This window comes from Klebsiella sp. JN_Kp126, assembly GCF_033843325.1.
Lineage (GTDB): Bacteria > Pseudomonadota > Gammaproteobacteria > Enterobacterales > Enterobacteriaceae > Klebsiella > Klebsiella michiganensis.
In genome coordinates this window covers 36,540-55,143 of the sequence record NZ_JAWXQV010000046.1, presented here as the reverse complement: position 1 = coordinate 55,143, position 18,604 = coordinate 36,540, and the positions used below count along the sequence as shown (strand labels likewise).

At 59.3% G+C, this 18,604-nt stretch carries 17 protein-coding genes, 2 pseudogenes and 1 riboswitch; of the genes and pseudogenes, 5 read left to right on the top strand and 14 right to left on the bottom strand.

The genetic code is table 11. The features are described 5' to 3' along the window. Positions 1-2: 2 nt before the first annotated feature. A complete protein-coding gene (locus SIK97_RS06120; RefSeq protein ID WP_032749132.1) occupies positions 3-551 on the bottom strand; it encodes a TetR/AcrR family transcriptional regulator in 549 nt (182 codons plus the stop codon). A gap of 116 nt (positions 552-667) precedes the next feature. On the opposite strand from SIK97_RS06120, the gene SIK97_RS06115 reads away from it, so the two are divergent. Beyond that, a complete protein-coding gene (locus SIK97_RS06115) occupies positions 668-1,456 on the top strand; it encodes an SDR family NAD(P)-dependent oxidoreductase (protein WP_047723885.1) in 789 nt (262 codons plus the stop codon). Between the two features lie 276 nt (positions 1,457-1,732). Here the strand turns inward: SIK97_RS06115 and SIK97_RS06110 are convergent, their stop codons facing one another. From SIK97_RS06110 to SIK97_RS06070, 9 genes are all read right to left on the bottom strand, one after another. Continuing rightward, entirely contained in the window at positions 1,733-3,214 is a 1,482-nt protein-coding gene (locus SIK97_RS06110) for a pyridoxal phosphate-dependent decarboxylase family protein (protein WP_192845389.1), read from the bottom strand. Positions 3,215-3,223: 9 nt separating this feature from the next. Continuing rightward, a complete protein-coding gene (locus SIK97_RS06105) occupies positions 3,224-4,609 on the bottom strand; it encodes a diaminobutyrate--2-oxoglutarate transaminase (protein ID WP_009652210.1) in 1,386 nt (461 codons plus the stop codon). A 307-nt stretch (positions 4,610-4,916) separates the two neighbouring features. After that, positions 4,917-5,852 (bottom strand): ABC transporter substrate-binding protein, encoded by a 936-nt coding sequence (locus SIK97_RS06100; protein WP_057174101.1) that lies wholly within the window; start codon positions 5,850-5,852, stop codon positions 4,917-4,919. A gap of 23 nt (positions 5,853-5,875) precedes the next feature. After that, positions 5,876-6,616: an ABC transporter permease gene (locus tag SIK97_RS06095; RefSeq protein WP_047723886.1), complete on the bottom strand. Its 741-nt coding sequence runs from the start codon at positions 6,614-6,616 to the stop codon at positions 5,876-5,878. Continuing rightward, positions 6,613-7,341: an ABC transporter ATP-binding protein gene (locus tag SIK97_RS06090; RefSeq protein ID WP_032695014.1), complete on the bottom strand. Its 729-nt coding sequence runs from the start codon at positions 7,339-7,341 to the stop codon at positions 6,613-6,615. Before SIK97_RS06090 ends, SIK97_RS06095 begins: the two co-directional genes overlap by 4 nt. After that, positions 7,338-8,033, bottom strand: a complete 696-nt coding sequence (locus SIK97_RS06085; RefSeq protein ID WP_032749128.1) for a TenA family protein — start codon at positions 8,031-8,033, stop codon at positions 7,338-7,340. The genes SIK97_RS06090 and SIK97_RS06085 overlap by 4 nt, the downstream gene beginning before the upstream one ends. Before the next feature lie 69 nt (positions 8,034-8,102). Then, positions 8,103-8,204: riboswitch (TPP riboswitch) on the bottom strand. A 153-nt stretch (positions 8,205-8,357) separates the two neighbouring features. Next, a complete protein-coding gene (locus SIK97_RS06080) occupies positions 8,358-9,530 on the bottom strand; it encodes a Gfo/Idh/MocA family protein (protein WP_057174102.1) in 1,173 nt (390 codons plus the stop codon). Positions 9,531-9,544: 14 nt separating this feature from the next. Beyond that, positions 9,545-10,468 carry a sugar phosphate isomerase/epimerase family protein gene (locus SIK97_RS06075; protein WP_009652232.1) on the bottom strand — a complete coding sequence of 308 codons (924 nt, stop codon included), beginning with the start codon at positions 10,466-10,468 and terminating at the stop codon, positions 9,545-9,547. A gap of 184 nt (positions 10,469-10,652) precedes the next feature. Beyond that, positions 10,653-11,687 carry a LacI family DNA-binding transcriptional regulator gene (locus SIK97_RS06070; protein WP_047723888.1) on the bottom strand — a complete coding sequence of 345 codons (1,035 nt, stop codon included), beginning with the start codon at positions 11,685-11,687 and terminating at the stop codon, positions 10,653-10,655. A gap of 168 nt (positions 11,688-11,855) precedes the next feature. Between SIK97_RS06070 and SIK97_RS06065 the strand changes: the two genes are divergently transcribed. The 3 genes and pseudogenes from SIK97_RS06065 to SIK97_RS06055 all read left to right on the top strand — a co-directional run bounded on the left by SIK97_RS06065 (position 11,856) and on the right by SIK97_RS06055 (position 14,173). Continuing rightward, positions 11,856-12,998 carry an alpha/beta hydrolase gene (locus SIK97_RS06065; RefSeq protein WP_014838467.1) on the top strand — a complete coding sequence of 381 codons (1,143 nt, stop codon included), beginning with the start codon at positions 11,856-11,858 and terminating at the stop codon, positions 12,996-12,998. A 48-nt stretch (positions 12,999-13,046) separates the two neighbouring features. Continuing rightward, positions 13,047-13,544 (top strand): annotated as a pseudogene (locus SIK97_RS06060) (efflux RND transporter permease subunit); the annotation flags it as partial. Positions 13,545-13,555: 11 nt separating this feature from the next. Then, positions 13,556-14,173: a TetR/AcrR family transcriptional regulator gene (locus tag SIK97_RS06055; protein ID WP_032749122.1), complete on the top strand. Its 618-nt coding sequence runs from the start codon at positions 13,556-13,558 to the stop codon at positions 14,171-14,173. A 57-nt stretch (positions 14,174-14,230) separates the two neighbouring features. Here the strand turns inward: SIK97_RS06055 and SIK97_RS06050 are convergent, their stop codons facing one another. Both SIK97_RS06050 and SIK97_RS06045 read right to left on the bottom strand, forming a co-directional pair. Next, a complete protein-coding gene (locus SIK97_RS06050; protein WP_014229338.1) occupies positions 14,231-14,791 on the bottom strand; it encodes an RNA polymerase sigma factor in 561 nt (186 codons plus the stop codon). Positions 14,792-14,796: 5 nt separating this feature from the next. After that, on the bottom strand, positions 14,797-15,222 hold the full coding sequence (locus SIK97_RS06045; protein ID WP_047723890.1) for a hypothetical protein: 426 nt from the start codon (positions 15,220-15,222) through the stop codon (positions 14,797-14,799). A gap of 200 nt (positions 15,223-15,422) precedes the next feature. Here SIK97_RS06045 and ykgR point away from each other — a divergent pair, with 200 nt between their 5' ends. Continuing rightward, entirely contained in the window at positions 15,423-15,524 is a 102-nt protein-coding gene (gene ykgR, locus SIK97_RS29680; protein WP_004137159.1) for a small membrane protein YkgR, read from the top strand. A gap of 6 nt (positions 15,525-15,530) precedes the next feature. Here ykgR and SIK97_RS06040 read toward each other — a convergent pair. Then, positions 15,531-18,146 (bottom strand): annotated as a pseudogene (locus tag SIK97_RS06040) (efflux RND transporter permease subunit); the annotation flags it as partial. Positions 18,147-18,162: 16 nt separating this feature from the next. Then, positions 18,163-18,585, bottom strand: coding sequence for a hypothetical protein (locus tag SIK97_RS06035; protein WP_057174104.1), 423 nt, complete (start codon positions 18,583-18,585; stop codon positions 18,163-18,165). Between the last annotated feature and the right edge of the window lie 19 nt (positions 18,586-18,604).

The following is an 18,604-nucleotide window of genomic DNA, read 5'->3' as shown; positions in this document are numbered from 1 at the left end:
CCTCAGCGCTGTTTTTCCGCGAGCCAGGCCGCCGTTTCACCGAGGATTTCGTCGGAAAACGTTGAATCCGCGGTCATCCGCGCCAGAATTAACGCGCCGACCATGGCCGACCAGCTGCCAATCGCCGCGCGGCGGCTGGCTTCAGCGTCCCGATCATCCATCGCTTCACTGAGCTGCGCTATCTGCTGCTGCAGCCGCGCGCTCATTTCGTCACGCGCGGGTTCGGACTGGCGGATGGTCTCCGCCGCCAGCGCCGCCAGCGGGCAGCCGCTGGCAAAATTATCCCGATGTTCGGGGGAAAGATAACGCTCGATTTGCGCGACGACGTCGTTTTTCGCCGCGTCGTTCTCTATCTTCAGTTCCGCGAGGGTTTGGGCGATCAGGTCATCCTTCGATTTGAAGTAGCCGTAGAATCCGCCGTGGGTCAGACCGGCTGATTTCATAATATCGGTGACCGTGACCGCGTCAAAACCCCGCTCGCGAAACAACCGCCCGGCGGCGGTCAGGATTGTCTGCTTATTCTCTTCAACCTGTTTTCTGCTCACTCTCATGGCGTCGTCCTGCTGCGAAATTATTTATGATGACCATCATATAACATTATTTACAGCATACCCAGCCCGTGCCATTATACATGACGACCATCATGTATAAATTGAGGAGTACACCTATGAGCAGTGAATCAGCGGTGCTGGTAACCGGCGCATCGACCGGAATTGGCGCAGCCTATGCCGAACGTTTTGCCCGCCGCGGCCATGACCTGGTGCTGGTCGCGCGTAATCACGAGCGGCTGACGGCGCTGGCCGAGCGGCTGCGCGACGAAACCGGCGTTCAGGTCGACATCCTGCAGGCCGACTTAACCCAGGATAGCGACATCGCCGCCGTGGAGCAGCGGCTGCGGGAAGACGCGCGTATCAGGATTCTGGTCAACAATGCCGGCACCTCGATTCCCGGTGATTTCCTCCATCAGAGCAGTGACGATATCACTCGCCTGATTACCCTCAACGTGACCTCAGTGGCTCGCCTGGCGAACGCGATTGCGCCGCGTCTGGCCGAGGCCGGAGAGGGGGCGATTGTCAACATTGCGTCGGTCGTTGGGCTGGGTCCGGAAATGGGGTTGACCGTCTACGGCGCCACGAAAGCCTTTGTGCTGTTTCTCTCGCAGGGACTCGACGTTGAGCTGAGCGCGAAAGGCGTATACGTTCAGGCGGTACTGCCGGCGGCAACGCGCACCGAGATTTGGCAGCACAGCGGCAAAGATGTGGATACCATTCCCGGCGTCATGGAGGTGGATAAACTGGTGGATGCCGCCCTGGTGGGGTTCGACCGCCGCGAATCGGTGACCATACCGCCGCTGCATGATGAAACGCAGTGGCAGACGCTGAACGCGACGCGTCAGGCCATGCTCCCCGGCTTTGCGCAATCTGAACCCGCGGCCCGTTACCTGTTGCGATCGTGAGTTTGTCGCACCGTGTATCGGAAAGGAGAGTCGATACACGGTGCGACAACATCCCGCCATGTCACGCCCGGCAGGGATACAATGCCCCCGGGAGAAGAGCGCTGAGTGGCAGAATACCCGGAGGCGGTGCTGCGCACCTGTCCGGGCTACAGGTTCACAGCCATCTTCAGGCCGGTAGCCTCAATATCGTGACAACGTCACAAATTCAGGGCGAAAAACCAATAAAAAAGCCGATAAGGTGAGTTATCGGCTTTCAAGGTTAATGCGAAAACAAATTTACTGCGCCAGCAGCTCCTGGGCGGTACGTTCTACCAGACTCAGCAGCACCTTCACGTCCTCTAACGTCACGATCGGGTTCAGCAGCGTCAGCTTCAGACAGGTGACGCCGTTGTGCTCGGTCACGCCGACGTTAGCGCGACCGGAAGCCAGCAGCGCATCGCCAACCCGCTGGTTGAGCAGGGCGATCGCGGCATTGTCGCTGCCCGCCATCTGCTGCGGACGGGAACGGAACAGCACGCTTGCCAGCTGCGGCTGCATGACCAGCTCCAGCGTCGGCTGCGTTTTGACGTAATCCGCCACGTTCAGCGCCATCGTCACGCCGTGATCGATGATTTCCGCGTACTGCTTCTGGCCCAGCGCCTCCAGGCCCATCCACAGCTTCAGCGCGTCGAAGCGGCGGGTGGTCTGCAGCGATTTGGATACCAGGTTCGGTACGCCGTGCTCTTCATCGAACTCAGAGTTCAGATAGGCCGCCTGATAGCGCATCAGCTCATAGTGACGGGCTTCTTTTAACAGAAACGCGCCGCAGCTGATGGTCTGGAAGAACTGCTTGTGGAAATCCAGGGTGATGGAGTCCACTAAGTCAATGCCGTCCAGACGATCGCGATACTTCTCGGACATCAGCAGGGCGCCGCCCCAGGCCGCGTCAACGTGCAGCCAGATCTGGTGCTCAGCCGCGACGGCCGCAATCTCGCGCAGCGGGTCGATTGCCCCCGCGTCGGTGGTGCCGGCGGTGGCGACGATGGCCATAATCTGTTCACCGTTAGCCTGCGCCTCGGCGATTTTCGCTTTCAGATCCGCCACGTCCATCCGCGCGAATTCGTCGGTTTTCACCAGCGTCACGGAACGGTAGCCGAGGCCCATCAGCGCCATGTTCTTCTGCACCGAGAAGTGGGCGTTTTCTGAACACAGCACTTTGTACTGACGAATATCGCCCGGCAGACCATCCTGCTGGATGGAATGACCCCGGCGGGCAAAGAAGGCATCGCGCGCCAGCATCAGGCCCATCATGTTGCTCTGGGTGCCGCCGCTGGTGAAAACGCCCGCATCGCCGGCGCCGTAGCCGACCTGATCGCGCAGCCATTCAATCAGCTTGATCTCGATGATGGTGGCTGACGGGCTTTGGTCCCAGGAGTCCATGCTCTGGTTGGTGGCGTTAATCAGCACTTCCGCCGCCTGGCTAATCACCAGGCTCGGGCAGTGCAGATGCGCCACGCACTGCGGGTGATGTACCGACAGGCTGTCTTTCAGGAAGTACTCGATCGCACGTTCAATCGCCGCCTGGTTGCCCAGACCCTGTTCGTTGAAATCAAGGGTGATACGCTCACGCAGTTCGTCAACGCTTTTCCCCTGATACATTTCAGGCTGCTGCAGCCACTGCGCTACCGCCTGGCTGGTCTGGGCGATCGCTTGCTGGTAGGCATCAATACTTTGCGCGGAACCAGCAAGAATCGGATTCAACTTGGACATTGCGGTCACTTACTCCACTCAGACCGGTTTTACGCCGGCGGCCAGCAGGGCCTGTTCAAATTTGTCGAAGAAAATTTCCAGCTCAGCGTTGCTGATCAGCAGGGACGGCAGCAGACGCAGCACGCAGCCGTGGCGGCCGCCGCGCTCGAGGATCAGACCCGCTTCGAAGCATTTCTTCTGCAGCAGCGCGGAGAGTTCGCCATCCGCCGGGTAGCAGCCCATGTGGTCCGGCGCTTCGTTCGGTTTAACGATCTCGATGCCGATCATCAGGCCCAGACCGCGAACGTGGCCGATAACCGGATAGCGTTTCTGCATCTCGGCCAGCTTGCCTTTCAGCCATTCGCCCTGAGCGGCGGTTTTATCCGCAATGTTATTGTCTTTCAGGTGGCGCAGGGTGGTCAGGCCGGTGGCCATCGCCAGCTGGTTGCCGCGGAAGGTGCCGGTATGGTGACCCGGTTCCCAGGCGTCGAACTGCTTTTTGATACCGAGAACGGCCAGCGGCAGACCGCCGCCAACGGCTTTCGACATCACGATAATGTCCGGCTCGATGCCCGCGTGTTCGAAGGCGAAGAATTTACCGGTACGCGCAAAGCCAGCCTGAACTTCATCGATGATCAGCAGAATGCCGTGTTCCTGAGTCACTTTACGGATGCGCTGCAGCCACTCGACCGGAGCCGGGTTCACGCCGCCTTCACCCTGAACGGCTTCCAGGATCACCGCCGCCGGTTTACGCACGCCGCTTTCGACGTCATTGATCAGGTTTTCGAAGTAGTAAGTCAGCGCTTTCACGCCGGCTTCACCGCCGATACCCAGCGGGCAGCGGTACTGGTGCGGGTAAGGCATAAACTGCACTTCCGGCATCATGCCGTTAACCGCCGCTTTTGGCGACAGGTTGCCGGTGACGGACAGCGCGCCGTGGGTCATCCCATGGTAGCCGCCGGAGAAGCTGATCACGGAAGAACGGCCGGTGTATTTTTTCGCCAGCTTCAGCGCCGCTTCCACGGCGTCAGCGCCGGACGGACCGGTGAACTGCAGGCAGTATTCTTTGCCTTCGCCCGGCAGCAGGGAAAGCAGGTATTCAGAGAAGCGATCTTTTAACGGAGTGGTCAGATCGAGAGTATGTAACGGCAAGCCGCTGGTAATGACACTTTGGATGCTCTGCAGCACATCAGGGTGGTTGTGGCCGAGTGCCAGAGTACCTGCGCCGGCAAGGCAGTCCAGATACTGTTTATTATCCGCATCGGTCAGCCAGACGCCTTCCGCTTTGGTAATCGCAAGGGGCAGCTTGCGCGGGTAGCTCCTGACATTCGATTCGAATTCAGCCTGACGGGCCAAAAAGGTATCGTTGTTTGCATCTAATAAATCTGCGCCTAAAGTATCAATACGGACTTTATCCGTCATCATATCACTCCCACAACCAGCGTTACGGTTGAGCGCTGGTTGAATAAATTGGTGTAAGAAATTGAATCGCCATGCATTAAAGCGGGCACAATATATGGCTTTTTAGATACGCATTCAACGTTTTATTGATTAAGGTATATTTACGTTATTTTTACACAGGCAAAAACCAACGTAACCATTTGATTTAAATCAGGTGTTTTAAAGGATAAAAGACCTTTAAAATTGTAATTATTAGTGAGGAAATTTCTCGTTTTTTAATACTGCCGGGCGGGCATTGCTGGCGAAAAGTTTCCGCCAGCAATGGCATGACTCAATGCAGCTCAACCGCATAATTCGTTAAAGGTGTAACTTTTTTCACCAACTTATTGTTATATAAAAACTGTTCATAAGCTTCATACCGTGGTTTATCCAGCGCCGCCGGATCGCTGGCAAACAGAGGAAGGGTTTTCAGCCATGCCTGCTTGTTCAGTTCGGTGTTGAGCTCGGGATGCGCGGCGGCAAACGCCTGCCAGGTCTCCTGCGGGTGAGCGCGCAGGTAAGCGACGCCTTTTTGCAGCGCCTTGAGGAAGGCCCTGATTTTCGCCGCGTGGACTTCATCCCGGTTGGCGACAATCACCAGCTCGTCGTAGGCCGGTACGCCGTAATCCTCAACGCTCATCACCTGCGGATCTTTCCCCTGCAGCTTCAGCTCCAGCGCTTCGATATTACGATAGCCGCCAATGACCGCGTCGACCTGTCCGGCCAGCAGGGCGCTGGTCAGCTGGAAGTTAACATTGATGAGCTTGATGCTTTTGGGATCGATTTTCGCATGCTGCGCCATGGTGGCCAGCGTCGCCTGTTCGATGCCGCTCACCGAATACCCCACTTTTTTGCCCTGCAGATCGGCGGGAGATTTTATGCTTTTATCCAGCGCGATCACCGTATTCAGCGGCGAATTAATCAGCGTGCCGACGCGGACCAGCGGCAGCCCTTCATCAGCAAAAAAATGCACCTGCGGCTGGTAGGTAATCGCCAGGTCCGCCTGGCGGGCGGCGACCAGCCGCGGCGGCAGCGCCGGGTCGGACGGCGGCACAATGTTGACGTCCAGCCCCGCGTCTTTAAAGGCGCCAATCTGTTCGGCCACCAGGATCGGCGCGTGGTCGGGATTGATATACCAGTCCAGCACCAGGGTGAGTTTCTCGTTGGCCAGCGCCTGACCGCTGAACAGCGCGGCAAGCGTCATACCGGCATAAACACGTTTACGCATGATTAGTCCTTTTTTTAAGAGCGTTATTCCGGCGTCCAGTTAATCAGCCGGTGTAAGAAAGCATCCACCGCCAGCCAGAGCAGGACGGTCAGTAGCACCAGAATAAACAGGGCCGCAAAGCAGATATCGGTTTGCAGACGGGCGTTGGCGTTAAGCATCACGTAGCCCAATCCTTCGGCTGAACCGACCCATTCGCCGATGATCGCCCCGATGGGGGCGACGGCGGCCGCCATCCGCAGGCCGGAACCGAGGGCCGGAAGGGCAGCCATCAGGCGAACGTGGCGCAGCTGCGCGCCATAAGAGGCCCCCATCGTGCGTGCCAGATCGAGATAGTCGTGGTTAACCCGGCGCAGACCGTCGAAAAACGCCGAGGTGACGGGAAAGAAAATCACCAGCACCGCCATCATGACCTTGGCGCTCATGCCGAAACCGAACCACAGCACCAGCAGCGGGGCAAGGGCGAAAACCGGGATCGCCTGACTGGTCAGCACCAGCGGCATCAGCCAGCGCTGAAGGCGAGGCGAGACAATCATGCACAGCGCCAGGATCACGCCGAGCAGAACGCCGAGCGTGAGGCCGCTGAGGATCTCGCTTAATGTGATCAGCGTGTGTTCGCCGAGGTACGCGCGGTTGACCCACAGAGCGCTTGCTACCGCCGCGGGGGAAGGCAGCAGGAAAGCGGGAATGCCGCTGCGGGTCGCCAGCCACCAGAGCAGCAGCAGGCCGCAGAACACCACGGCGGCGCGAAACAGTTTTGCGCTCATCCGTTAGCCCTTATGAGCTGTTGCAGCAGCTCCGCCTGGCTGGCCAACAGCGCCGGGTCGTCCGGCGCTCGCGGCGGCATGCCGGAGAGGTGATGCCCGTCGTCAATCCCGCCGGGAGCGGGGGAAAGGACCAGCAGACGGTGGCTCAGGCGGCAGGCTTCCATCGGGTCGTGGGTGATCAGCACGACGGTGCGGTTTACCAGCAGCCCGGCGGCAAGGGTCTGAATGCGCGTGCGGGTAATCGTGTCGAGCGCGGAAAAGGGCTCGTCCATCAGCACGATGGGCCGGTCTTCGTAGAGCGTACGCGCCAGCGCCGCACGCTGGCGCATGCCGCCTGAGAGGGCGGCCGGGCGGTCGCCGGCGCAGTGTTCAAGGCCAACCTGCTGTAACAGCGCGGCAACCCGCCGATGGTCCACGCGCTCCCCGCGCAGACGCGCGCCAAGCGAGACGTTGTCGCGCACGCTTAACCACGGATACAGCAGATCTTTTTGCCCCATCCACGCCAGCCGCTTGTCTATTGGCTGCCCGTCGCTGGCGCGAACCTCACCGGCGGTGGCTTTTGCCAGCCCGGCGATAATACGCAGCAGGCTGGTCTTTCCGGCGCCGCTGGCCCCCAGCAGCGATACCCACTGGCCGCCGGGGATAGTGAACGTCAGATTGTCGAAGATCTGCCGCGAGCCAAAGCGCAGGCCCAGGCCGCGCACCTCAATTCCGGGAGCCGTCACGCCGGGCGCTCCGCGACGGCGTTAAGGCCCATCTGCCAGAAGTTAGCCTCCAGACGCGTGGCGGTGGTGAAAATAGCGCTGAGTTCAGCGAAACGCGCCTCGCCGCCGCGCTGCTGCCAGAGGGTTTCCAGCAGGCCGATGGCGTTATTGACGCCGTTCAGGTAACCCTCATCGCCGTAGTTGCGGATCCACGAGTCATAAGGATTGGCGGTCAGCCGGGTCGCCGGATCGTGCAGCAGGCTGAGGCCGATTTCCGCGTAGCCGGCAACGCAGGGCATCAGCGCCGCCAGCAGATCCAGGGCGTCGCCGGAGTGGCCAATGTCCAGTACGTAGCGGGTGTAGTTGACGGTTTCCGCGGCTTCCGTTTCGGCGGCCATCGTCGCTTCATCCAGCCCCCATTCCCGGCAGTAGCCAACGTGGAGCGGCAGTTCGTCGAGAATGGCGTTCATCGACGCGGCGGCAGCGCGCATTTCCGCCAGGGTGCGCAGCTTGCTGACCAGCAGGGCGTAGCTGCGGGCGAAGTGGATCAGAAACAGATAGTCCTGCGTCAGATAGCGGCGAAAAGCGGGCTCGGGGAGGGTACCGTTGGCGAGCTGGCGCAGGAAGGGGTGGGCGACGTAGTGCTGCCAGTCGGCGCCGGCCTGCTGACGCAGACGACCATAAATACCCTGGGTAAACGCGGGAAGAATCACAGGACCTCCTGAAAAAAGGGAGATCCGGGCGTGCTGAAAGAAGTGTGAACAGGCAATGGCGCAAAACTGGCGGAAATGCCGACCCGTCCCTTCGCTGGCATGACCCAGATCAGGTTCAAAGGGTTCGGCTTACGCCATCTCAGCCCTCACGGGACACCCCTCGGTTTGGCCCCTGTTATACGACATTCCCTTTTTGATTACAATGCTGTGAATTTTATGAGGAAAGGTGACGTTGTCACGTGTGAGTGTCGCGAGAAAGGGCTTTTTTGCATCGTGGCAGCCCGGCGGCGGCTGATGCCTTGCCGGGCGCGTATTATCAAAGGATCAGTGAAATTCTACCCAGCTGGCACCGCTGTCTGCTGAACGTACGCACTTCTCGACCCAGTGCACGCCGAGCGCCCCGGCTCTGGCATCCGGATACCAGAAGTTTTCCAGCAAAGCCGCGTCGCGACGGTCGGTCGCATCCATGGTGATGGCAAAGCGGCGATACAGATTCGACCAGGCCTCAAACAGCCCTTCGGGATGGCCGCCGCCGATCCGGTCGTCCTGCAGGGCCAGCGGATCGAGATAGGACATTCCGCGTTCGAGGATGCGCACCGGCTCGCCCTGAATTTCGTAGCGCAGCTGGTTCGGCTGTTCATCCCACCACTCCAGGCTGGCTTTCTCCCCGACGATGCGGACTTTCTGTCCGTGCATTGAGCCGCTGTTGACCGCCGAGCACCACATCGACCCTACGGCGCCGTTGTCGTACTCCATCAGCACATGCGCGTTATCCTCCAGCGGCGCGCGGCTTTTGACAAAGCTCTGGCGGGAGCACATCAGGCGAGTGATATTGAGCTTCGGCGCCATGGTCTCCGCCAGGAACAGCGGGTGGGTGGCCAGATCGCCCAGCACGTAGCTGGGACCGACAAATTTCGGGTCCACCCGCCAGCGGGTGCTGGGGTTATCCTGCTCTACCGGCTGGTTATGAAAACCGTGGGCGAACTGCATATTGATGATGCGGATCTCGCCCAGCAGCCCCTGTTCAATCATCTGCCGCGCCTGCAGAATCAGCTGATGCCCGGCATAGCCGTAGGTGACGCCGATGATTTTGTGCTGTTTTTCGCTCAGGGCCACCAGCGCGTCGGCCTCTTCGCCGGTAAAACAGAGCGGTTTTTCGCAGACCACATGCAGTCCGGCCTCCAGCGCCGCGCGGCAAATGGCGTAGTGGGTGTTGTTTGGCGTGGCGATGGAGACCGCTTCAATGCCGTCTTCCCGCGCCGCCTCTTCGCGAAACAACGTTTCGTAGTCGGGGTAACAGCGCCCGGCCTCCACGCCCAGCTGCTGGCCAAACTCGCGCCCGCGCTGGGGGTCAATATCAAAGGCTCCGGCCAGCAGGGTAAACGATCCGTCACGCAGCGCCGCAGAGCGGTGAATATAGCCAATCTGGCTGCTTCCGCCGCCGCCCACCATGCCCCAGCGCAAGGAGCGGCCAACAGGTTTAATACCGTTAATCATGTGTTTTCTCCCGATTAAAAACCAACCGAGCGCAGGTAGCGCAGGCTTTCCGTGACCGCCTGCAGGCTGCCCTCGACGTTGCGCGGATCGCGCTCTTGCTCAATGGTGATCCAGCCCTGATAGCCCCGCTTGTCGAGAAAGGCGCGCACCGCCGGATAATCAATGGCGCCGCTGCCGAGCGGGCACATCACCCCCTCCGCGCAGGCGGAGAAGAAGTCGATGCCGCGGGAAATCACGCTCCTGAACACCTGCGGGTCGACATCTTTAAAGTGCAGGTAGTCAAGGCGATCAAAATGGCGATCCAGCCAGCTGATGGGGTCCATACCCGAATAGAAGAGATGGCCGGTGTCGAGACATAAACCGGCTACGTCATGGGGGATTTGCGCCGCCAGCAGATCGATTTCATCGGCAAACTCAATGCAGCCGCCGGCGTGAGGATGGATAACCGGGCGAACGCCGTACTCCTGCCACGCCAGTCGGCTGATGGTCACAATGTGGTCGACCATCCGCTGCCAGTCGGCGGGTGACAGGCGGGGAGCCAGCTCGCCGCGCCCGGCATATTTCGCCCGCTGCGGATTGCCGAAATCAATAATGACCAGATAAGGCGGCTGGAAGGGGTTGCCCGGCGTCTTTTCCGCCGACGGCACCTGCGACAGGTTGCGGCAGAGGTTATGCGTCAGTTCGACAATATTCGCGAAGTTCTCTTCGCTGACCAGATCGTCGAAGATCGTTCCGGCAACCAGCGACAGCCCCTGTTTATTCAGCGCTGCGCTGAGTTCATCGGCCCGGGTCGGCAGATAGCTCCACGGGCCCAGTTCAATGCTTTTATAACCGGCGGTCGCCGCTTCTTCCAGTACCTTGGACCACGGCGGCAGATAAGGATTTTTGGGATCATCGACGCCCCAGCTGCACGGCGCGTTGGCAATATGTATGGTCACGATGGCTTCCTTTTCAGATGAGGAGAAAACATGACCAGTATTGAATGAAAATTTCATATCCAACAATGATGAAATTTAAATTTTTTGATGGGATTCAAGGTTTATTTTGATGGCATAAATGATAGTTTTTTATCAAACGCAGCGCTGAAGCGGGGCGCGGCAACTTTACCCGCGCCTGCGGCAATCAGAGGTTTTCTTTAGTGAGGAGGTCAAACGGCTGTAGAGCGTTGATAAACGCCGCCTGCGGCTGGCTGGCGGCGTGGACAAACGCGTTGATGGTGGCGGCGGCAAATTCGTCAAGCCGATGGGTAAGCATGAGATCGATAGTGCCGTCAATTAGCGCCAGCTCGCCGCTATCCACCGGGCCATGACAAATCAGGGTGACCTGATGCTGGCGCTGGCGCACGCGCAGGGCGGCGACAATCCCTTCCACGCCGCCGCAGGGCGCGTAAATGGCCTTCAGATCGGGGTACTGTTGCAGCATCTCTTCCGTAACCTGGCGCGCGACATCGGCGCGTTCGTGGCTGCGCACCGGTTCAAGCACCCGATCGCCTTTGCCCTGTTCACGCAGGTAGGAGCGGAAACTTATCTCGCAGCTTTCCTGACAAATAAACCGGTTATCGCCGACGATAATGCCAATTTCGCCGTCTTCGTGGCACAGCCTGTCCACCGCCCAACCGGCGGTGCGGCCCGCTTTCTGGTTATCCAGCCCGATATAGCCGGTACGCTGCGGGATGCTCATATCGGAGAGCAGGGTGAAGACGCGGACGCCTTTCTCGATGGCCTGCACGACCGCATGGCGGATAAGCGGATTATCCAGCGCAACAATACCGATAACGTCGACCGTATCGCTCAGACGGGCGATCGCGGCGGCCATATCGTCGATGGCGTTAATATCATAATGCAGGAAAGCGGGGGCCTGCGCCGGGCTATGCCACGGTAACGCCGCCTGCTCCAGCGCCTGCGCCAGCTGATGGTAAAACGAGTGTGACTGCTGTAGCAGAATGAAGCCCATTCTGAGGGCTACCGCCGGCCGATCCGCCGCCAGCCGATAGCGGGATTGCTCCAGCGCGAAGCCTAAGCGCCGCGCGGATTCCAGCACTTTACGTTCGGTGCTCTCTTTCACGGGCGTGCGTTTATTGAGCACCCTGTCCACCGTCGCGATACCGACTCTGGCCTCTTTGGCGATATCCGCCATGGTGACTTTTTTTGCTGACATGATTCTCTTCCTTTGAGGGTAATGATAAAAAGCTATCATTATTGTGACAGGCAAACAGCGAGGCGGGTCAGACTTCAGGAAAATCATTTCGCCGCACTGGCTTCATTGACCTGATATTCAACCGCCAGGGTCTACACTAAGTGCATCCCCACTCAGGAACAGGATGTTATGACGTATTCCCTCTCAAAAAAATTCCTCGCCGCCACCTCTGCGCTGCTACTGCTCTCCATGAGCGCGGTCCCGGCCAGCGCCGCCGCCGATAATAGCGACGCGGTCTCTCCGCTCAGCGCCGGAAATGGCTTAAGCGAAGCGGCAAAGCAGTATCTCCTGCGCTATCCCTCCCGCAGCGGCGTGGACGGCAAAACCGCCCGCGAAGATACCGCCGCGGTCTTTATTCCGTTTGGCGCCACACCGGAAGGGGGATGGCCGGTCGTGGTCTGGGCCCACGGTACCGTGGGCGTGGCTAATCACTGCGCGCCGTCGTTAAACCCGCGCAGCGATCGCGATAAGCAGTACCTGAACACCTGGCTGTCGCTGGGCTACGCGGTGGTCGCGCCGGATTATGCCGGTCTGGGTTCGTCTGGCCTGCACCACTATCTTAATGCCCGCGGCGAAGCGTGGAGCGTGCTTGATAGCGTTCGCGCCGCCCTGAAACAGTTCCCGCTGAAAAATGAACTCATTCTGGTCGGACAGTCGCAGGGCGCGCACGCCGCGTTCGCCAGCGCCGGATATCAACCCCACTACGCGCCGGAGCTGAATGTTCGCGCAACGGTGCTGACCGGGACGCCGTATTTTGAGAAGGGGACCACCGCAGCCGACATTCTTCCGCCGGCAGGCGGCAAAGCGCCGAGCGGCGGCGACCCGAAAATACCCTATATTTTCTATATTTACCTCTCGGCTGCCGATAGCAACCCGCAGCTCAATCCGGCTGATTATTTCCAGGATAAAGCGCTGCCGCTGCTGAAAGAGGCGAGCAATTTATGCATTACGCCGCTCAACGATGAAGTGATGAAGGCCGGTCTGAATGCGGCTAATGCCCTGAAGCCGGGGGTGGATTCGCTGTTAAACGCCAGCGTGGGCGCCATGCTCTACCCGACGCTGAAAATCGATCACCCGGTGTTTATCGGTATTGGTAGCGCGGATATTAACGTGCCGACGGCAATGCAAAAACGCTTTGCGGACGCGGTGAAAAGCGCGGGAACCCGTGCGGACGTGCATATTTATGAGGGGCTGGATCATAGCGGTACGGTTAACCCGTCTTTACGCGACTCGGTGCCGTTTTTGATTAAGACGCTCAACGATAAGCGGTAGCGGCGAAGGGATGATGAGCCGCCCTGAGCAAGGGGCGGTTCAGTACAGGTATACCTGGCGTCGCTGGCCTTTATGTTTTTGTGTCTCGCCGCCTTATATGAAAGCTGGTCGATTCCTGTCGCCGTACTGCTGATCGTCCCGTTAGGCATTCTTGGGGCCGTGAGCGCTTCGTTGCTCGCCGGATACGAAAACGATATCTACTTTCAGGTCGGTATGCTGACGACCATGGGGCTTTCCGCCAAAAACGCGATTCTGATTGTTGAGTTCGTCCTGGCGCGGTTTCAGCAAGGTAAAACGCTGGCCGACGCGGCGCTGGAGGGCGCTCGCCTGCGCTTGCGCCCCATCGTGATGACCTCACTTGCATTTGTTGTCGGCGTTATCCCTCTGGTACTCTCTACCGGCGCCGGCGCTTCCAGCCAGCGTGAGATTGGCACCGCGGTGATCGGCGGTATGCTCACCGGGACGCTGCTGACCTTGCTCTTCGTTCCACTCTTTTTCCTGCTGCTACAGCAAGGAATGATGCGCCTTAAAGGGCGCAAACGGTAAGGACTCAATTGATGGGAAATCAACGCGGGCGGCCAATGAAAGCCCGCCCACGCATTTTACAAACCGCCCGTGAGCTCTTTCTCAGCCACGGGCTTGATGTGTCGCTGGATACCATTGCCGCCGAAGCGGGTACCACACGCCCGACGCTGTACAGCCATTTTCCCGGCGGTAAAGACGCGCTGCTGCTGGAGACGTTCGCGTTTCTCAATGACACCATGCAGCCGCCCCTGCGCCAGCTTTTGCAGGATCGTCAGCAGGATCTTCCCGCGCTGCTGCGCGGGTTTGCGAAAGTGGTGCAACAACACTTTTATGCGCCGGAGAATATTCACTTTCAGCGCCTGCTGATCCAGGTGCTGGTGCAAAAGCCCGAGCTTTACGTCACGCTCGAACAGCGCCCCTCAGGCCGCGTACTGCAGGCGCTGAGCGATATCCTGGCGCAGAAACAAGACGAAGGTCTGCTGACCCTCAGCGACCCGGAGATAGAGGCGACGGCGTTTCTCGGCGCGATTATGGGCTATCCGCTGCCGGGGGCCTTAATTGCGCAAAAAGCGGTGGCGCCAGAGAGGCTGGAGCAGCTCGCCGAATGCGCGATTAGCGCCTTCCTCACGGCCTGGGGCTACAGGCAATAATTCAATCAGCGGCTTAAACGCACCTCTCCGGCCCCTGCAGCAGGGGCCGGAGAATGCCTAACTGGCCAGCAGTTCATCGTACAGCGCGCGCAGGCGGGTACGAAGGTAGAGTACCGCTTTATGCTTACGTGAGAGCAGCGCCTGTTCGCTGACGCCGGACTCCTCTGCCAGCTCCCGGTAGCTGTAGCCATGCAGTTCGGTTTTCTCAAAGGCTTCACGCTGGGCGGGCGGCAGCTCCGAGAGCGCCTGACTTAATTCCTCCCAGAGCAGCGCTTTCAGATACTCATCCTCCGGCGTTTGCGCAACGCCAAACAGCGTTTCGGCCAGCTCATCCTCGGGAAAATCGCCCTCCTCCTCGTCGCTGAAACCGCCCGCCAGCGGTAGCTCGCGCTTTTTTCTCGCCCTGTCGGTCATCTCGTTACGCGCCGCCCGGAACAACCAGGCGGCGATATTCTCCACCGGCTGCTCGACGCGAATGAGCTGATACGTCACTTCCTGCAGGATATCGTCCGCCTCATCGCGCAGCGGGGTCCGTCCGCGAATAAAAGCCTTCAGCCGCGACCGGCAGGCATCGAGGGCGGAAACAAGCCGTGATGGCGCCACGATCCTGTTTTTCATTGTGCTCACTCGGGATCCGCGCTTTTAGGCGAACTCTCCTGCTGCGGAGCATGTTCGCTGCGGCGGTCGCGCCAGCCGCAGCGGCCGCAGCGGCCGCGGTGGCCAAAGCGCTGCACAAACTCATCGCGCTGCTCCGGGCTCATGTTCATCCAGCGTTCATGCATCCGACGCCGCGCGTTACCGATGCCGAACATTCCCGGGCGAAAGCCGAGGCCGCCGAACAGGATCCGCGACAGCGCCAGCACACCTAACGCCTGCCAGAAGCCAATGCTCTTCACCCCAAGGATGGCCGGCAGCAGCGCATTCCACAGCGACATCACCAGCAGCCCAAGAATGGCGATTAGCGCCACGCCGATAAGAAGCGGCTTCGCCATTCTGTGGCGGCCAAAGCGGTGATGGTGGTGCTGACCGTGCATATCGATATCTCTCATCGTCTGTTTACCTCATTACGCTATTGAATAATTACCCTGTGCGGAGGTAGACGAATGAGCGGGCAAAATATTGCTGAGAAGAGTAAAAAAATTGACACACTTTATTTGTATGACAAATATTTTTTATGTGATCTCTATCACCTACATGCAGGCGCGACGGCGGTAACGTTACCCGGTGATTCATTGAAAAAGAGGAACTTATGAACGCGGTAAAATCACTAAAAGCCGACTGGGCGATTATTACGCTGATGATTGTTGTCGCCGTCGTTATGTATGGCTATCTGATCCCCAAATACTGGTAATCGACGCCATACCCATAACGTCTGCACTGAGGAGGTCTGCTCCTGCCAGGATAAACCGCTCCATTGCCTTTCAAACCCGCTCAGCTCGCCCACCAGTTCGGACATCGTCGCCATCGCCGCACCGGAACTGACGCCCGGCGCCGCGTTTCCCTGAAACTGCACGGCCGACAGTCCGTTAAACCGCTGGAGCATTTGCGGCCCGGTGGTCCAGCGGAATGATGAGAAGCTGTCGAAGGAGGCCATGTTGTTGCTGTCGCCGCGGACAAACCAGGCGGATAAATTATCCGGCGTCGAACGCCAGGCCGCATCCCCCTGCATATACACGCGCTTGACGCGCCCGCGGTCGATAAAATCGTTGATGTACACGCCGCCCCAAGCCGCAGAGAGGGTGCTATTGATGGCGGCCTGATCCAGCCCCTGGGCCTGGGCTTTTTGTCTGTCGATATCCACCTGCAGCTGCGCTTTCTCCTCCAGACTGTTAATTCGCACGGCGTCCAGCGTCGGGGTTTGCCTGGCGGCAGTGAGGAGGGTGGTTTGCGCCTCGATGAGCGCCTGGCGGCCGTTTTCCGCGCTGTCCTGCAGCCAGAGTTCAAAGCCGCTCGACTGCCCGAGTCCGCGTACGGTAGGCGGCGACATGACGCTGATGGTGGCCAGCCGGGCGTTTTTTAAAAAGTACCGGTTCGCCCGCGCGATAATCGCCTGCGCGCTGTTCTGTTCCCCGGGACGCGCGTCCCAGTGCTTTAGTTCGGCGAAGGCCATCCCGACGTTCTGCCCGCTGCCGGCGTTGTTTCTGCCGGTGACCATAAAGATGACGTTGAGGTTATCCTCCTCCTCGGCCATGAAATAGCGGGTAATGTCCGCGCCGACTGCCTCGGTCATCGCCATCGGCGAACCGGATGGGAGCGTAAACTGAACCATCACCGCGCCCTGATCCTCTTCGGGCAGAAAGCCGCTGGCCAGCTTCTGATACTGCCAGAGCATCAAAAGCGTCAGCGTCAGGGCCAGCAGCACAAAGCGGAGCGGGCGAACGGTTATCCGCCGGAGTATGGCGAGGTAACGGTTCTGGCTGGCGGCGACGCCGCGGTTGAAACAGGTGAAGAATCGCCCTTTTTTAAGGTGCCCGGGTTTAAGCAGATGGGCGCACAGCGTCGGCGTCAGGGTTAACGCCACCAGCGCAGAGAGCGCCATTGCCGAGACGATGGTGACGCTGAACTGGCGGTAGATAATCCCCACCGAGCCGCCGAAAAACGCCATCGGGATAAATACCGCAGAGAGAACCAGCGCGATGCCAATCAGCGCGCCGGTGATCTCATTCATCGAGCGCAGGGTGGCTTCAGGCGGGGTAAGATCCTCCTCCGCCATCAGGCGTTCAACGTTCTCCACCACCACAATGGCGTCATCAACCAGCAAACCGATTGCCAGAACCATCGCAAACAGGGTGAGGGTATTAATGCTGTAGCCCAGCAGGCTGAGGATGCCGAAGGTGCCGAGCAGAACCACCGGCACCGTGAGCGTCGGGATCAGCGTAGCCCGCCAGCTCTGAAGAAAGAGGTACATGACGGCCACCACAAAAAGAATCGCCTCAATCAGCGTACGCACCACGCTTTCAATAGAGACCGTCACGAACGGCGTGCTGTCGCGCGGGTAAGCGGCGACAACGCCTTGCGGAAAGCGCGGCGTCAGGCGTTCGACCTCCGCCCGGATCTTCTCCGCCGTCGCCAGCGCGTTAGCCCCCGAGGCCAGCTGAATTGAGATCCCGGCGGAGGGGAAACCGTTGAGCGTGGTTTGGTTTTGATAGTTTTCCGCGCCGATCTCCACCCGGGCGACATCGCGCAGATAGACCACCGAGCCGTCGCTGTGGGTGCGCAGGATAATGTTTTCGAACTGTTCCGGACGCTCAAGGCGGGACTGGGTGGTGACCGTTGCGTTCAGATACTGCCCCTCCAGCGTGGGCAGCGAACCGATTTCACCGCTGGTGACCTGCGAATTCTGCGCCTCGATGGCGGCCTGCACGTCGGAGGGCATCAGACCGTAGCTGGTCAGCTGCAGCGGATTGAGCCAGATGCGCATTGCATACTGGGCGCCGAAAACGGTGGTTTCTCCTACGCCTTCAACCCGGCTCAGCGGCTCCTGCAGGGAACTGACGAGAAAGTCGCTAATATCGAGGCTGGTTAACGATCGGCTTTGGTCATACAGGGCCACCACCATCAGGCTGTCTCCCTGTGATTTGGTCACCGCGATCCCTTGCTGCTGCACCTCCTGCGGTAAGCGCGTGATAGCCTGATTGACGGCGTTTTGCACCTGTACCTGCGCCATGTCAGGGTTAATGCGCTGATCAAAACTGAGGCTAATGCGCGCCTGGCCCGCTGAACTGCTGCTGGAGGAAAAATAAAGCAGGCCGTCGATACCTTTAATCTGCTGCTCCAGCACCTGCGTCACGCTGTCTTCCACGGTTTCAGCCGAGGCGCCGGGGTAGTTTGCCGTGACGTTGACGCCGGGCGGGGCGATATCCGGATACTGTTCAACCGGCAGGGTCAGCAGGGCAAGGGCGCCGGCCGCCATAATACAGAGGGCGATGACGACGGCGAAAACCGGGCGAAACACAAAAAAGCGAGCCAGCATCGTGGTGCACCTTCGGTCAGTTAAGGGATGCTTGCAGAGCAAACACGGCGGGCGGCGCGTTTATCGCATCGTCGGGCGGAATCGGGGTAAAGGGCAGCCCATGGAATGCCTCATCGTGGACTTTGCTCATCAAGAAGGCGCCGATCTCAGAACATGACGTCGTACGCTGGTACTCACTCCACAGATAGTCGTAGGTTTGAATGCTGAAAATATTCTGCTGCAGTAAAAAGTGCAGATAGCGTTGCCGCTGTTCCACGCGCTGGCTAATGAGCAGGGCGCGACAGCGCCAGGCCTCGGACGCTTCTTGTAGGTGCGAGCAGGCGTCATAGAGCGGGGCGCCCTGCGCGGGCAGGCTGGGTAAAGCGGCGTTCATCGCGCAGGGGAGAAATGATAATCCAATGAAATAAAACAGCTTTCCCCATTTTTCTTTGCTAATCATCAGATTCACTCTGTTAGTT